This is a genomic window from Kitasatospora sp. CB02891 (assembly GCF_002803145.1).
GTDB classification, from domain to species: Bacteria; Actinomycetota; Actinomycetes; order Streptomycetales; family Streptomycetaceae; genus Kitasatospora; species Kitasatospora griseola.
This window is the reverse complement of sequence record NZ_NNBO01000001.1, coordinates 234,477-248,015: the sequence shown is the minus strand read 5'-3', so window position 1 is coordinate 248,015 and position 13,539 is coordinate 234,477. Positions and strand designations below refer to the sequence as shown.

The window sequence follows — 13,539 nt, the reverse complement described above, 5'->3', positions numbered from 1 at the left end:
TTCCAGGGGTCGCGGTCGCGGACGGCGTTGGCGCGCGCCCGCCGCCTCGAAGCTATGGTCGTACCCCGGCCGCGGCCAGCCGGGTTCGGTCGCAAGGGTTGCCCGCGCCCGCCGAACGGATGGCCGACCGGCGCGCCTGAAGGGCGGTCGATCGGACGGCGGCCGGGAGGATGGTCGATCGGACGGTGGCCGGGAGCGTGGCCGGGAGGGCGGTCGATCGGGCGGCGGTCGGGAGGATGGCCGGGGGGCGGGAGGATGGGATCACCCGTACACCCGATCGGGGGGAACTGCGGCCGGGCACCGGGCCCGTCCGGGCGGGCCGAACCACTATGGACGCATGACTCTGCACCGTGGACGAATCGCCGAACAGACCGACCCCGCCCCCGACGACCTGCGCCCCACCGGCGTCGGCCGGACCGAGCTGTTCCCCGCCGAGCCGCACTCCGCCGACCACTACCGCACCGAGCGGCAGCGCAGCGAGGAGTACCGGCTCGACGAGGAACTCGCCGCCCGGCACGCCGTTGTAGACGTCGGTCCGGAGACCGAAGTGGAGACCGCGAACTGGCCGGACACCGACGACCCCGCCTGGGACTACGACGACGTCATTCTCCGGTCGGTCAACTGAGTACCCCTCAGCGCGCTGTGCCCGCCGCTCGACCACGGTCGGACGGCGGGCACAGCGCGCTGAGGGGCATTCGGCGACGGCGCGTTCGTCAGTAGCGCTGGGCCTTGACCACCACCGGGACCAGCGTGGTGTCCGAGCTCTTGGTGGAGAACGCCACCGGGTTCTCGGTGGCGCCCGGCGCGAGGTTCTCCACGCCCACCACCGTGGAGTCCACGGCCTGCCCCGAGCCGTCGGTGAAGTCCACCTGGATCGCGTACGAGCGGGTCTCCTGGGTGCTGTTGGTGACCGTCACCTTCGCCGCCGTCAGATTGCCGGTGACCTGGGTCGGGATCCCGGTCAGCGTCACATCGCCCAGCGCGTTGCCCGCGTCCGGGACGGTCGCCAGCACCTGCTGCGCCTTCTCCCGGCGCGCTGCCAGCTGGGCGTTCGCCGACGCCTCGAACTCCGCCGCCTGCCGCGACGCCGACTCCCGCGCCGCCGAGACCGACGCCAGCGCCGAGGAGTGCAGCGAGGCGAGCGGGGAGGCCGGCTCGCCCGAGAAGTTCTCCGCCCCCACAGTGAACGTCGACATCGCCGCCTGCACCGGATCCTCGCCCGAGCTGCCGCCGCAGGACGCCATCACCGCCATGCCGGTCGCGGCCGCACCGAGCGCCAGCACCAGCCGCACGCCCCGCCGAGCGCCGGCCCGCCGAGCACCGCCCCGCCCGGGACGGGCCTGCCGGACGGGCGGGGCCACCCGGCCCTGGCGCAGCAGCGGTCGGCGGGGCGCGTGCTGCCGGATTTGTCGGGTGGTGGGGGTTTCTGCCTCGGTGAAGGCCGGTGGATCGACGGGCCTCGGTTCCCGGGCGGAACTGTTCTGATCCGCGTCTCGCATCGCGCTGCACCCTTTCGCTCAGAACCGCGCCGGCCACTCCGCGCCGCGGTCGATCCGGCGAGCCGTCGGCCCGCACCAGGACGTGCGGAACCAGCGCTCCGCCCTCCGTCCCCATCGTCGGAGCCCCGCAACCTCCCGGGCCAGCGGCGCTGCGCCATTGGGGGGAGTCCGACGGTCCGTCAGATCTACGGCTGTGACGGCGAGATACGTATGACCGGTGATCGGCGCTTGACGGGTGATGGGTGATGGGTGACGGGTGGCCGGGGCTCGACGGGTGACGGCGTGCGACGAGGGGAGGTGGTGGGCAGTGGGGGAGCAGCGGATCGTGCGGCGCACGCCGAGTTGGAGCGCGCTGGTTGGGGCGGTGCTGTTCTACTGCCTGTCCTTCACGCCGTCGCTGCTGCCCCGCCCCTGGCTCCTGCAGGCCACCGCCGGGGCGATCACCGCGTTCTTCGGCTACGGGCTCGGCGCGTTCTTCGGCCTGGTCGCCCGCCGGTGCGGGCTGCTGCCTTCGCCGGCCGTGCGGCGCGCCGGGTGGTGGCTGCTGGCCGGAGTCGGCGGCGGTGCCGTCGTGGCGATCACCGCCTGGAGCGTGCGCTGGCAGGGCGACGCGCGTCGGGCCGTCGGGCTCGACCCGCGGATCGGCTGGTGGCAGTGGACGCTGGTGCTGCCGGTCGCCCTGCTGCTCGGTGCGCTGCTGGTGCTCGCCGCGCGGGCCGTCCGGCTCGGCACCCGGACGCTGCGGCGGATCCTCGCCCCCGCCGTCCCCGGCTGGGCGGCCGCCGCCGGGGCCGCCGCGCTCGCCGCCGTGCTGGTGGTCGGATTCGTCCAGGGCTTCCTGCTGCGCGGCCTGCTGGGCCTCGCCGAACGCGGCGCCGCCCTGACGGACCGCTCTACCGGCCCCGGCATCGTCCGGCCGGAGCTCCCCACCCTCTCCGGCAGTCCGGACTCGTACGAGAGCTGGGACAGCCTCGGCGCGAAGGGCCGCGACTTCGTCGGCCAGGCCCCCACCGCCGCCCGGATCTCCGGCTTCACCGGACGTCCCGCCAAGGATCCCGTCCGGGCCTATGTCGGCCTGCGCTCCGGCGAAGGGATCGGCCTCACCGACCCGGAACGCGTCCTGCAGGAACGGGCCCGGCGCGCCGTCGCCGAACTCGACCGGGCCGGTGGCTTCCAGCGGAAGGTCCTGGTGGTGCTGGGCACCACCGGAAGCGGCTGGGTCAACGAACGCATCGCCCAACCGCCCGAGTACCTGTACGACGGCGACAGCGCCGAAGTCGCGTTCCAGTACTCCTATCTGCCCAGCTGGATCTCCTTCCTGACGGAAGGCAAGGCGAGCGAGGCCGGCCGCGCCCTGTACGACGCCGTCCACGCGCACTGGTCGCAGCTGCCCGCCGACAGTCGCCCCCGGCTGCTGGTGGCCGGCGAGAGCCTCGGCTCGTACGCCGTGGAACGGGCCTTCCCCGGCGGCGTCGACCAGCTCACCGCGGAGACCGGCGGGGCGCTGCTGGTCGGCCCCACCCCCGACAATCCGCTGCGGAAGACCATCACCGACGGGCGGGCGCCCGGCAGCCCCGTCTGGCGGCCCGTCTACCAGGACGGCCGCACCGTGCGCTTCGCGCAGCAGACCTCCGACTTCGCGATCCCCGACGCGCCCTGGCCGCAGCCCCGGGTGGTCTACCTGCAGAACGGCAGCGACCCCGTCGTGTGGTGGCAGCCCGCGCTGATCTGGAGCCGACCCGCCTGGCTGAACGGGCAGCGCGCCCACGACGTCCCACCGACCATGCGGTGGTACCCCGTGGTGACGTTCTGGCAGGTCACCTGCGACCTGGCGGCGTCCGAGGCGGTGCCCGAAGGGCACGGGCACCGATACGGACTGATGCCGGTCGAGGCCTGGTCCCGGATCGTCCCGCCCGACGGCTGGACCCCGCAGGACACCGAACGGCTGGTGGCGTACCTGCGGGAGCAGCCCTGACGCAGTGGCCGACACGATGTCGGACGCGATGTCGGACGGAGGGTCGGACGGGGCGTCAGTGGTGCGCCGGCTCGGAGTGGGCCTCCGGGAGGCCGGGGGCCGTCGGAGTGGTGCCGGTGCTGGTGCCGGTGTCGTTGTTGTCACGGGGACGGAGGAGGTGGCGGGCGAAGGCGGCGGAGGTCAGCAGCAGGGCGGCCGAGACCCAGGCGGCGATGTTGATGCCGTGGACGAAGGCGTTGTTCGCGCTGGTCAGCAGCTGCCCGGCGAGGTCGCCCGGCAGGGTCGCGGCGGCCTGCACCGCGCCGCCGAGGGACTGTCCGGCCTGGTCGGCCAGCGCCGGGTCCGTGTTGGGCGGGACGGTGAGCGACCCCGCGTACAGGGCCGTCACGACCGAGCCGACCAGTGCGATGCCCAGCGCCGCGCCCAGCTCGTACGCCGTCTCCGACACCGCCGAGGCGGCGCCCGCCTTGTCGGCCGGGGCGGTGCCCAGCACCAGGTCCGAGGAGAGGGTGTACACCACGCCTTCGGCGGTACCCAGCGCCAGGAAGGACGAGCCGATCAGCAGGTAGGCGCTGTCCACCCGGATCAGGCCCAGCACCGCGATGCCCAGCCCCATCACCAGCAGACTGACCGTCAGCACCCGGCGCGCACCCGCGCGCCGCGCCAGCCGGGCCGTCAGCAGACCGCCGACCACCGAGCCGACGAAGGCCGGGAGTTCGGCGACACCCGCCGAGAGCGGCGAGTAGCCGCGCACCAGCTGGAGGTACTGCGACATGAAGAAGATCACACCGGACAGCCCGATCAGGCTGATCAGCGAGGACACCACCGCCGCCGTGAACCGCGGGTCACGGAACAGCCGGACCTCCAGCAGCGGAGTCGGCAGACGGAGCTGACGCCGTACGAACAGCGCCAGGGCGGCCGCACCCAGGACGAACGTCGCCGGAGTGGTCCAGGAGGCCAGGCCGTGCGCGGCGAACTCCTTGATCCCGTACACCGCGCCGATCACGCCCGCCATCGACAGCAGCACGCTCGGCATGTCCCAGCGGCCCGGACGAGGATCGCGGGACTCCGGCAGCAGCCAGGCGCCGAACACCAGCAGCAGCACCATCACCGGCAGGTTCAGCAGGAACACCGACCCCCACCAGAAGTGCTCCAGCAGCACCCCGCCCACCAGCGGGCCGAGCGCCGCACCCGCCGTCGCGCCCGCACCCCAGATGCCGATCGCGGTCGCCCGCTCCCGGGCGTCCGGGAACAGTGCGCGGATCAACGACAGCGTGGACGGCATGATCGTCGCACCCGCCACACCCAGCAGCGCCCGGGCCAGGATCAGCCAGCCCGGACTCGGCGCGTACGCCGCCAGCAGCGAGGCCGCGCCGAACGCCGCCGACCCCGCCAGCAGCACCCGCTTGCGCCCCAGCCGGTCGCTGAGCGCACCCATCGACACCAGCAGGCCGGCCAGCACGAAGGAGTAGGCGTCGCCGATCCAGAGCAGCTGGGTGCCGGACGGGCGGAGGGTCTCGGTGATCGACGGGATGGCGAGGGACAGCACTGTCGCATCCACCGCCACCAGGGTGACGGCGAGCACGAGGACGCCGAGACCGGTCCAGCGGTGGCCGGACCGGCGGTGGTCGGACCGGCCGGCCCCGGTGTGGTCGGGGCGGACGGCGAGGGGGGAACTCATGGGGTATCAGGTCTCCGTAGAGCGCCGCCGAGGAACAACTCGGCGAGCGAGAATGCACTTTCGCGAGGGGCGAGCCGACCTTCCTGGACGGCCCAGCCGATGCCGGCCACCAGATCGAAGAACGCCTCGCTGAGCCAGCCGGCCGAGAGCTCGACCCGGAACGTCCCTTCCTGCTGCCCGCGCAGGAACAGTGCGCGGACCCGGGCGTCCTGGAGCTCCCACAGGTCATTGATCTCGGGATCGTCGTACAGCTGGTTCTCACCGGCCAGGAACGCGCACAGTGCGGCATCCGGCACCACCGCGTCCACCAGTCGACGCAACGCCGCCTCGGCGCTGCCTTCCTCCACCTGCGCGACATCCAGCGCGGCGGAGAACCGGCGCAGGCCGAGGGCGCCCACCTCACGGATCAGCGCCTCCCGGCCCGGGAAGATCCGGTGCAGGGTGGCGCGGCTGATGCCGGCGGCGCGGGCGATCTCGTCGAGATGTGCCGTCGGGCGTCGGGAGAGGACGCCGACGGCTGCCTCGAGGACGGAGTCGCGGTCGGTAGCCATGAGAGCAGCATAGCGCAGATGAGACATTGATGTCTCACTCTGGAGGTGGGAGTCTCAAGGGGGGGGGCGGGGGTGGTGCAGATTCTCGGGGGTGGCGGGAGCCTTTGGCGGGTGGCGCGGGCTCTTGAGGTGGTGCGGGTTCCGGGGGTGGTGCGGGCTCTTGGGGTAGTGCGGGTTTCCGGGGCGTGTGTGGGGTGCCTGCACGCCGAAGACCCCGCGCGGGGCGCGGGGTCTTCGGGGGTGACGTGCTGTGGGGCTGTGCCGTGGCGGCCGGTCGGGTCGGTGGGCCGCCGGCTGGGCTCAGCTCTGGTTGTAGAAGCCGGTCTCGTCGAGCGGGCGGTCGATGACCATCACCTCGACGTCCGCCGGCGTGAGCAGGAACACCCGGCGGGCGATCCGCTCGATGCCGCCGCGGGTGCCGAAGATCAGGCCGGAGGCGAAGTCGACCATCCGCTTGGCCTCGGCGTCGTTCATCTCGGTCAGGTCCATGACCACCGGCGTGGCGGCACGGATGTGCTCGCCGACGGTGCGGGCGGCCTCGAACCCGGTGGGCCGGAGCGAGACGATCTTGGACGGCCCGATCTGCCCGCCCGGCAGCGTCTCCTCGCCGTCCCACGCTTCCTCGTACATCGCGGCCGGGTAGCTGCCGGAGGGCATAAGCCACCCGTTGTGGTGCTCGTCGCGAAGTGCTCCCATTAGCCGCGCCTCCCTGTCTCGTTCCGTACTCGTCCCCCGGAGGACAACGGGTCGTTTTGACACGTCATCCACTTGTTGGAACTGTCCGAGTATCGCACTGATCACCGCAGAAGTGCCCGCACGCGCTCACCCGACGGGTTGTGGCGTGGGCGAAAATCCGTGCTTACCCGGATATTCGTAACGACGCCGGCGGTCGGTGAACGGTTGCGCGCGATGACACTATCGGTGGCGGCCGGAGGACAGTTGACTGTGTGTCAACAATCATGTAACGGCTTCACCTGATGGGGTTGGTTTTGGGCCACGGGCTCCCGGTTCTGTCCTCGGGGCCGCGTGTCGCGCGTGGCGTTCGTCTCGTCTGTGTTGTTGGGCGTGTCGCGTACGTCTGTGCGTCGGGAGCCCGGTGGGGTCACTCGCCGATCGTGCCGTCGATCCGTTCGCGCAGCAGGTCGGCGTGGCCGTTGTGCCGGGTGTACTCGTCGACCAGGTGGAAGAGGATCCAACGGAGTGTCATTTCATTGCCGCGCCACGGACGCTTGGCCGCGGTGTCCAACGACACACCCTCGATCGTGGCACGGGTGCAGGCTACGTCCTCCTGCCAGGCGGCAGTGCCGGCCACCGGATCCGCGTCGTCGACCAGGTCGAAGTCGCCGTCCGGGAACGCGTCGGACCAGTACCGGTCGGCCGGCTCCGGAGTCTCGCCGTTCAGGTACCGGCGGAACCAGTGCCGCTCCACCTCCGCCATGTGTGGGATCAGCCCGAACAGTGACATCGGGGACGGGGGCAGGACCGTTCACGGAGCTGGTCCGACGTCAGCCCCTCGCACTTGGGGGAGGCGTTGGTGTCCGTCATGCCGTCATGGTGGGGGACGGGTGGTGGGGTGTGCGAGCTGTTCTCAGGTGGGCGGCGGCTCGGGCTGAGTTGGTCCGGGTGGGCGCACGGGGTGGTGCGATGATCGGATTTTCACTGCTGATTGATGCGGGTGGGGTGTGGGTGTGCGCAAGGTGATGACGGGGGTGCAGCTGACGCTACGTCTGCTGCTGGAGTTGGCCTCGCTGGTCGCACTGGCGGTCGGCGGCTACGGGCTGTGGGGCGGTGCACTCGTGGCGGTACGCGTGCTGATCGCGCTGGTGCTGCCGGTGGCCGCGGCCGTGCTGTGGGGACGTTACGCCGCACCGCGACGGCCGGTGCGCGACTCGGCGGTGGCCTGGTACGGCGTGCAACTGCTGATCTGGGGCGGATCGGTCGTCCTGCTGGCGGTCACCGGCCATGCGAGCTGGGCGATCGGGCTCGGCGTGCTGATGATCGTCAACACGGTGTGGCTGTGGCTGGTCGGCGAATGGTCGCCGGCGATCGAGCGGTAGGCCGGCGTCGGCGTCCGTGAGGCGGCACGGGCCCTGGCTCCGGTCGCCGGTCCAGCTCTTGCATCGAGGTGCGGCGGACAGTGGCCGGGCGGTCAGGTGGTGCGGCGGGAGCGGGCGCGCCAGAGCGAGACGGCGCTGAACACACACATCGCGGCGATCACCGACGCCGAGATCAGGAACGCCGGGGACCCGGGCGAGCTCGCACTCGCCCCCGCGATCACGTACGCCGCAGTGGTCGGGACCACGCCGAGCACGGTCGCCGCCAGGTACGGCCAGAACCGGACCCTCGAGAACGCGCAGGCGAAATTGCCCGCCTGGAACGGCGCCCCCGGGAACAGCCGCACCAGCAGCACGCTGCGGAAACCCTGTTCGGACAGCCGGCGGTCGATCTCGATCAGCACCTTGCCACGCACCAGCGGCCGCAGAGCGTCCCGGCCGAGCGACCGGCCCAGCGTGAACGCCACGATCGCGCCCAGCGCCGAACCGGCGATCGCCAGCGGCACGCCCCACAGCGAACCGAACAGCAGGCCCATTCCCGCGTTCAACGCCGGGCGCGGCAGGAATGCGACGGTGCCGAAGGCGTAGGCCGCCAGCGCGATCGGCATCCGCCACGGACCGGTCGCCGCCGCGAGCACCGCCGTCGGATCCCAGAGCAGCAGCGAGGCCGCGGCAGCCGCGAGGACGGCCGCGAGCAGACCGAGGCGCAGCAGCGCGTGGCGGTGCGCGCGCGGGTGCGGAGCGGCCTTGGCCGGGGTGGCGTCCGCGGTCGGAGTCACGGTGCTGGTGGCGGGGGTTGTGTCGGCGGCGGTTGTGGTGGCGCTGGTGGCGGCTGTGCGGACGTCGGTGTCGCCGTCGGCATGGACGAGGAGCGGCGCGGTGGGGCCGGATGTCGGCTGCGGGGCGGGCACCCGGCGAGCTTAACCGGGGCCGTCGTGGTGGTCCGGCGAGGGTGTGCGGTAGTCGGTGCGCGGCCCCGGGCGGGCGGCGGCGGACGGGTGGGCCCGGCCGGGCGGGGGCGGAACCCGTGGGCGGCGTCGGCGGGTGCGGGCTCAGACGGTGGGGCGGCGCAGTTGCTTCAGCAGGGCGATGTCGGCGGCATGCCGGACACCTTCGACGCGGTCGGGGTCGTGGCGTCCGTCCGGGGTCTCGATGATCAGCGGGACGCCGGCGGTGGCCGGGTGCGCCAGCAGAGCCCGGAAGGCGGAGGCGCCGATGTGACCGGCGCCGATGTTCTCGTGGCGGTCCTTGCGAGCGCCCGCGACGTCCTGCGAATCATTGGCGTGGATCAGCCGGAGCCGGTCCGGGCCGACTGCCTGGTGCAGGGCTTCGAAGAGCTCGTCGACCCCGTCGGGGGCGGCCAGGTCGTGGCCGACGGCGAAGGCGTGGCAGGTGTCCAGGCAGACACCGACCAGTGGGTGGTGGTCGAGCGCGTCCAGGTAGGCGGCGAGATCCTCCATCCGGGCGCACAGCGAGCTGCCTTGGCCGGCCGTCGGCTCCAGCAACAGCCACGGGGCGTCGTCCCCGTACCGATCGAGGCCGTCCAGGATCGGCATGACCTGCGCGCGAACCTCAGCCAGCGCCTCCTCCCGGGTACCGCACAGCGCCGAACCGGTGTGAACCACCGCGCCGAGCGCGCCGATCGCCGCCGAGCGGTGCAGTGAGTGCGTCAGCGACTCGACCGAACGCTCACGGGTCGCCGGCGAGTCGGAGCCGAAGTTGATCAGGTAGGGCGCGTGGACGTACGCCGGGATGCCCTGCTCCGCGCACGCCGTGCGGAACGCCAGGTCGTGCGCCGGATTCCCGGCCGGAGTGGCCCACCCGCGCGGGTTGGCGACGAACACCTGCACCGCCTCCGCACCGACCTTGGCGGCGTAGGCCAGCCCCGTCCCCACCAGACCCTTCCAGGCCACGGGAACATGGGCGCCGATCGGGTTTCGTGGGGCGGAATTCATGGCCCCGAGCATCCCACGGCAGGATGGACCAGCAGGTCACCGGGGTCGCCGACGGACTTTCTCTCCCGGCGGTCGGCCATTCGGCAGAGCTCGCACGGGCCTGCCGGACAGGCCTTCCGAGCGGGCCGGGCGGGTCTGTCGAGCGGCCGGGGCGGCTCTGCGGAGTCGGCCCGAGGATGCTCGCCGGACGGTTGGCGGGTGGCCGAGTTCGACCGAGTGGTTCACGGGCAGACGACGGGACGGAGAGGCGAAGGCAGATGGACGAGTCACTGGCGCGGGCACAGCGCGAGCACTGGGAGCGGACGTACTCCGCCCACCCCGGCATGTACGGGGACCAGCCGTCGGAGTCGGCAGCGCATGCCGCCACGGTGTTCCCGCCCCGGGGCGACGTGCTGGAACTCGGCGCCGGACACGGACGCGACGCGCTGTTCTTCGCCCGCCAGGGCTTCACGGTGACCGCGGCCGACTTCAGCCCCGTCGGCCTCGACCAGCTCGCCGCACGGGCCGCCGCCGACGGCCTGACGGTGACCACCTTGGTGCAGGACGTCCGCCGACCGCTGGGCCTGCCGGACGGATCGGTCGACGTGGTGTACGCGCACATGCTGTTCTGCATGGCGCTGTCCACGGCCGAGTTGGAGGCGCTGGTCGGGGAGGTACGGCGGGTGCTGCGGCCCGGAGGTGTGCTCCTGTACACCGTGCGGCACACCGGCGATGCGCACTTCGGGACCGGGACCGGTCACGGCGACGACATCTGGGAGCAGGGCGGCTTCGCCGTGCACTTCTTCTCGCGGGAGCTGGTGGACCGGTTGGCGGACGGCTGGACTCCGGCCGAGGTCGAGCCGTTCGAGGAGGGTGACCTGCCGCGCCGACTGTGGCGGGTGACGCAGCGCCGGACGGACTGAGACGTTGAACGTCTGGGGTGAGCTGAGCCTCCGCCGGTGCTGATCCGGGCCCTGGCCCGGGCGTGCGGGACTGCGGGCGCGCTTCAGGCCTGGGCGCGCCCGCGGTGAGGGGCAGGATCGGTTCTCCTGCTCCTCACCCGGCGGCGTCGGTAGATGACTCGACCGGTGGTGCCGGTGGCCTTTTCGGTGGTGCGAGCGGCGGCCCGGTCGGACCGTCTCAGCGGGTGGGCTCCAAGGAGCCGGACGGGGTCGTGGAGCCCGCGGAGTTGCGGTGGCGCATGGCCGTGGCGGACGGAATCAGTGCGGCCGCCAGCAGGGTGACGACGACGAAGGAGACCGTCAGCGAACTCGCCTGGGCGATGCCACCCACCACGGCCGGGGCGACCAGGCCGGAGGTGTACGTGATGGTGGCGACACCGGCGATGGACTGGCTCGGGTTGGTGCCGGCCCGTCCGGCGGCGGCGAACGCGAGCGGGACCACGACGGCGATGCCTATGCCGATCAGGGCGAACCCCGGGATGGCCAGGTACGGAGTGTGGGAGAGGACCACCAGCACGCCGCCGACGGCGGCGACCACGCCGCTGATCCGCACCGTGAGCACCGGGCCGAGGCGCCGGATCACCGCGTCGCCGGCCAGGCGGGCCGTGGCCATGGTGGCGGCGAAGGCCGTGAAGCAGGCGGCGGCGGTCGATGCGGAGGCACCGGTGATGTCGCGAAGGTAGACGCCGCTCCAGTCCATCGAGGCACCCTCGGCGAAGACGGCGCAGAAGCCGACCAGCCCGATGACCAGCGCTTCCTTCGGCGGCAGCGCGAAGCGGGGCGGTGCCTCCTCGGCGTCGGTCGGCCGGACGTCGAGCACGCCGCGCGACACGGCCTGGGCGATCAGCACCAGGATCAGCGCCGTCACCGCGTACTGGATCCGGGCGTCCATCTGCCGATGCGCCGCCAGCACACCGAAGCCGGAGCCGATCAGACCGCCCAGGCTCCACATCCCGTGCAGACCCGACATGATCGAGCGGCCGAGCCGCTCCTCGACCTCGACGCCCTGGGCGTTCATCGCTACGTCCGACATGCCTGCCGTCGCGCCGTAGAAGAACAGGGAGAGGCAGAGAACCACCAGGTTCGGGGAGAGCGCCGGCAGCGCCAACGAGAGGCACCACAGGGAGAGCAGGCCCTGCAGCGCGGCCCGGGCCCCGAAGCGGTGCACGATGCGACCGGCCAGCGGCATGGCGATCGAGGCGCCGATGGCCGGGAACACCAGGGCGAGACCGAGCTGGCCGGGACTCAGATCCAGCTGGTCCTTGATCCACGGGATGCGGCTGACGAAGGTGCCGGTGACGGCACCGTGGACGGCGAACACCAGCGCCACGCTCAGTCTTGCGCGCCGGACATCCTTGAGAGTTTCGCCCATGCTGGGCTCCCCCTTGGGTCGATCGGATTCGCAATAAACTATCAGGGACCCTGCCTGATAGAAACCTCTGGAAGGATGCAGGCTCATGACGACCGCTCGCACCGCCACGCCGAGCACCGCCCGGGCCATCAACGACCGGCTCGCCCTCGACCTGCTGCTCGAACGGGGCCCGCTCACCGCATCCGACCTGCGCACGCTGACCGGACTCTCCCGACCCACTGTCGCCGACCTGCTCGAACGGCTCCAGCGCAGTGGACTGGTCGCCCAGGCCGGGGAGAGTGCCGCGCTCCGCCGTGGCCCCAATGCCCGCCTGTACGGATTGGTCGCCGATCGCGCGCACCTCGCCGGAATCGACATCCGCGCCACCGGTGTCAGCCTGGTGGTCGCCGACCTGACCGGGCGGACCCTCGGCACGGCCACCATCGCGGCACCGACGGGAGGCGAGCCCGGTGGGCCGGGCCGGCTGCCGACCGGCGAGGCTGCTTCGGGTGTCGCAACTGTTGTGACCGACCGGCCGGTTCGGGCGCTCGGGGCGGTTGGGGAGGTCGGCGCGGGGGCGACCGGCCCTTCAGGAGGTGAGGCGGGGGAGGGCGATCTGCTTGTGGAGCGGACCGTCGACGTCCTGCTTGCGACCGCCGCCGAGGCCGGTGCCCGCGAACTGCACACCGTAGCGGTCGGCGCACCCGGCCTGGTGGACCCGGCGAGCGGCGCACTCAACAACTCCGGGAAACTGCCAGAGTGGCACAGCAAGCTGCTCGCCGCCCTGCGGGCCCGCCCCGGGACGGAGGTGATCCTCGAGAACGAGGTGAACCTGGCGGGGATCGCCGAGCATCGGATGGGCGCAGCCCGGGGCCGGAAGGATTTCGCCCTGATCTGGCTGAGCCACGGCGTCGGCGCGTCGGTGGTGCTGGACGGCCGACTGCGGCGCGGGGCCTCCGGCGGTACCGGCGAGATCGGGTTCCTGCCCGTCCCCGGAACCGTCGGCCTGCCGGACGCCACCCGGTGCGACGGCGGGTTCCACTCGCTGGTCTCCAGCGCGGCGATCTGTGAACTCGGCGCCCGCCACGGACTGCACGCCGAGCCCGACGGGCCGGCGCCCGGTGCCGAGGCCTTCGTGCGCCTTGCTGTCCAGAGTGGAGCCGACGCCTTCCTGGAGGAGTTGGCCGGACGGATCGCGATCGGAGCCTCCGCCATCTGCGTGGTGCTCGACCCCGGCTGCGTGGTGCTGGGCGGCGAGATCGGCCAGGCCGGCGGCCCCGAACTGGCTGCCCGGGTCGAACGCCACCTCGCCCGGCTCTCTCCGCTCGCCACCGAAGTCCGTGCCGGCACGGCGGGCGGAGGTGCCGTGCTCGCCGGCGCGGTGCTGACCGCCGGTGACGCGGCGCGCCGCGAACTGTTCGGAGGCGAGTGAGGCTCCGGCCGCGGCAGGTGAGCGGGCCGAGGACCGGCGCTCCGTCCAGCTGACGGGTCGTCGGGTCGCGCGGTCGAGGACCGTCGGTGGTGGGGTGTGT

General features: G+C 72.6%; 13 protein-coding genes. 5 read left to right on the top strand and 8 right to left on the bottom strand.

Annotated features, from left to right (window positions below; translation table 11 throughout):
• The first annotated feature begins 337 nt into the window (after nucleotides 1-337).
• On the top strand, nucleotides 338-625 hold the full coding sequence (locus CG736_RS01210; protein ID WP_100584253.1) for a hypothetical protein: 288 nt from the start codon (nucleotides 338-340) through the stop codon (nucleotides 623-625).
• An 88-nt stretch (nucleotides 626-713) separates the two neighbouring features.
• Here CG736_RS01210 and CG736_RS01205 read toward each other — a convergent pair whose 3' ends face one another.
• Nucleotides 714-1,292, bottom strand: a complete 579-nt coding sequence (locus CG736_RS01205; protein WP_100584252.1) for a hypothetical protein — start codon at nucleotides 1,290-1,292, stop codon at nucleotides 714-716.
• A 514-nt stretch (nucleotides 1,293-1,806) separates the two neighbouring features.
• Here CG736_RS01205 and CG736_RS01200 point away from each other — a divergent pair.
• Nucleotides 1,807-3,474 carry an alpha/beta-hydrolase family protein gene (locus CG736_RS01200; RefSeq protein ID WP_198520315.1) on the top strand — a complete coding sequence of 556 codons (1,668 nt, stop codon included), beginning with the start codon at nucleotides 1,807-1,809 and terminating at the stop codon, nucleotides 3,472-3,474.
• A 55-nt stretch (nucleotides 3,475-3,529) separates the two neighbouring features.
• On the opposite strand, the gene CG736_RS01195 is transcribed toward CG736_RS01200, so the two are convergent.
• From CG736_RS01195 to CG736_RS01180, 4 genes are all read right to left on the bottom strand, one after another.
• Nucleotides 3,530-5,155 (bottom strand): MFS transporter, encoded by a 1,626-nt coding sequence (locus tag CG736_RS01195; RefSeq protein WP_100584250.1) that lies wholly within the window; start codon nucleotides 5,153-5,155, stop codon nucleotides 3,530-3,532.
• Entirely contained in the window at nucleotides 5,152-5,706 is a 555-nt protein-coding gene (locus CG736_RS01190; protein ID WP_100584249.1) for a TetR/AcrR family transcriptional regulator, read from the bottom strand. Before CG736_RS01190 ends, CG736_RS01195 begins: the two co-directional genes overlap by 4 nt.
• Nucleotides 5,707-6,006: 300 nt before the next feature.
• Nucleotides 6,007-6,402, bottom strand: a complete 396-nt coding sequence (locus CG736_RS01185; RefSeq protein WP_157815346.1) for a cell division protein SepF — start codon at nucleotides 6,400-6,402, stop codon at nucleotides 6,007-6,009.
• A gap of 406 nt (nucleotides 6,403-6,808) precedes the next feature.
• Nucleotides 6,809-7,144, bottom strand: coding sequence for a DUF664 domain-containing protein (locus CG736_RS01180; protein ID WP_232733720.1), 336 nt, complete (start codon nucleotides 7,142-7,144; stop codon nucleotides 6,809-6,811).
• Nucleotides 7,145-7,394: 250 nt separating this feature from the next.
• Here CG736_RS01180 and CG736_RS01175 point away from each other — a divergent pair, with 250 nt between their 5' ends.
• Nucleotides 7,395-7,763 (top strand): YrdB family protein, encoded by a 369-nt coding sequence (locus tag CG736_RS01175; protein ID WP_100584248.1) that lies wholly within the window; start codon nucleotides 7,395-7,397, stop codon nucleotides 7,761-7,763.
• Between the two features lie 92 nt (nucleotides 7,764-7,855).
• Here CG736_RS01175 and CG736_RS01170 read toward each other — a convergent pair whose 3' ends face one another.
• Nucleotides 7,856-8,671 carry a TVP38/TMEM64 family protein gene (locus tag CG736_RS01170; RefSeq protein WP_100584247.1) on the bottom strand — a complete coding sequence of 272 codons (816 nt, stop codon included), beginning with the start codon at nucleotides 8,669-8,671 and terminating at the stop codon, nucleotides 7,856-7,858.
• 141 nt (nucleotides 8,672-8,812) lie between these two features.
• On the bottom strand, nucleotides 8,813-9,715 hold the full coding sequence (locus CG736_RS01165; protein ID WP_100584982.1) for a deoxyribonuclease IV: 903 nt from the start codon (nucleotides 9,713-9,715) through the stop codon (nucleotides 8,813-8,815).
• Between the two features lie 257 nt (nucleotides 9,716-9,972).
• Between CG736_RS01165 and CG736_RS01160 the strand changes: the two genes are divergently transcribed.
• A complete protein-coding gene (locus tag CG736_RS01160; RefSeq protein ID WP_100584246.1) occupies nucleotides 9,973-10,617 on the top strand; it encodes a class I SAM-dependent methyltransferase in 645 nt (214 codons plus the stop codon).
• Between the two features lie 217 nt (nucleotides 10,618-10,834).
• Here CG736_RS01160 and CG736_RS01155 read toward each other — a convergent pair whose 3' ends face one another.
• Nucleotides 10,835-12,028, bottom strand: coding sequence for an MFS transporter (locus tag CG736_RS01155; protein WP_100584245.1), 1,194 nt, complete (start codon nucleotides 12,026-12,028; stop codon nucleotides 10,835-10,837).
• Nucleotides 12,029-12,113: 85 nt separating this feature from the next.
• Between CG736_RS01155 and CG736_RS01150 the strand changes: the two genes are divergently transcribed.
• The gene (locus CG736_RS01150; protein WP_198520313.1) at nucleotides 12,114-13,439 is read left to right on the top strand and encodes an ROK family transcriptional regulator; all 1,326 of its coding nucleotides are present in this window, start codon (nucleotides 12,114-12,116) and stop codon (nucleotides 13,437-13,439) included.
• The last annotated feature ends 100 nt before the right edge of the window (nucleotides 13,440-13,539 follow it).

Excerpts from the sequence above, each read along its gene's own strand:
- CG736_RS01185 (WP_157815346.1), bottom strand. The coding sequence starts at position 6,402 with ATGGGAGCACTTCGCGACGAGCACCACAACGGGTGGCTTATGCCCTCC.
- CG736_RS01160 (WP_100584246.1), top strand. The coding sequence starts at position 9,973 with ATGGACGAGTCACTGGCGCGGGCACAGCGCGAGCACTGGGAGCGGACG.
- CG736_RS01155 (WP_100584245.1), bottom strand. The coding sequence starts at position 12,028 with ATGGGCGAAACTCTCAAGGATGTCCGGCGCGCAAGACTGAGCGTGGCG.
- CG736_RS01165 (WP_100584982.1), bottom strand. The coding sequence starts at position 9,715 with ATGAATTCCGCCCCACGAAACCCGATCGGCGCCCATGTTCCCGTGGCC.
- CG736_RS01190 (WP_100584249.1), bottom strand. The coding sequence starts at position 5,706 with ATGGCTACCGACCGCGACTCCGTCCTCGAGGCAGCCGTCGGCGTCCTC.
- CG736_RS01195 (WP_100584250.1), bottom strand. The coding sequence starts at position 5,155 with ATGAGTTCCCCCCTCGCCGTCCGCCCCGACCACACCGGGGCCGGCCGG.
- CG736_RS01210 (WP_100584253.1), top strand. The coding sequence starts at position 338 with ATGACTCTGCACCGTGGACGAATCGCCGAACAGACCGACCCCGCCCCC.
- CG736_RS01150 (WP_198520313.1), top strand. The coding sequence starts at position 12,114 with ATGACGACCGCTCGCACCGCCACGCCGAGCACCGCCCGGGCCATCAAC.
- CG736_RS01180 (WP_232733720.1), bottom strand. The coding sequence starts at position 7,144 with ATGGCGGAGGTGGAGCGGCACTGGTTCCGCCGGTACCTGAACGGCGAG.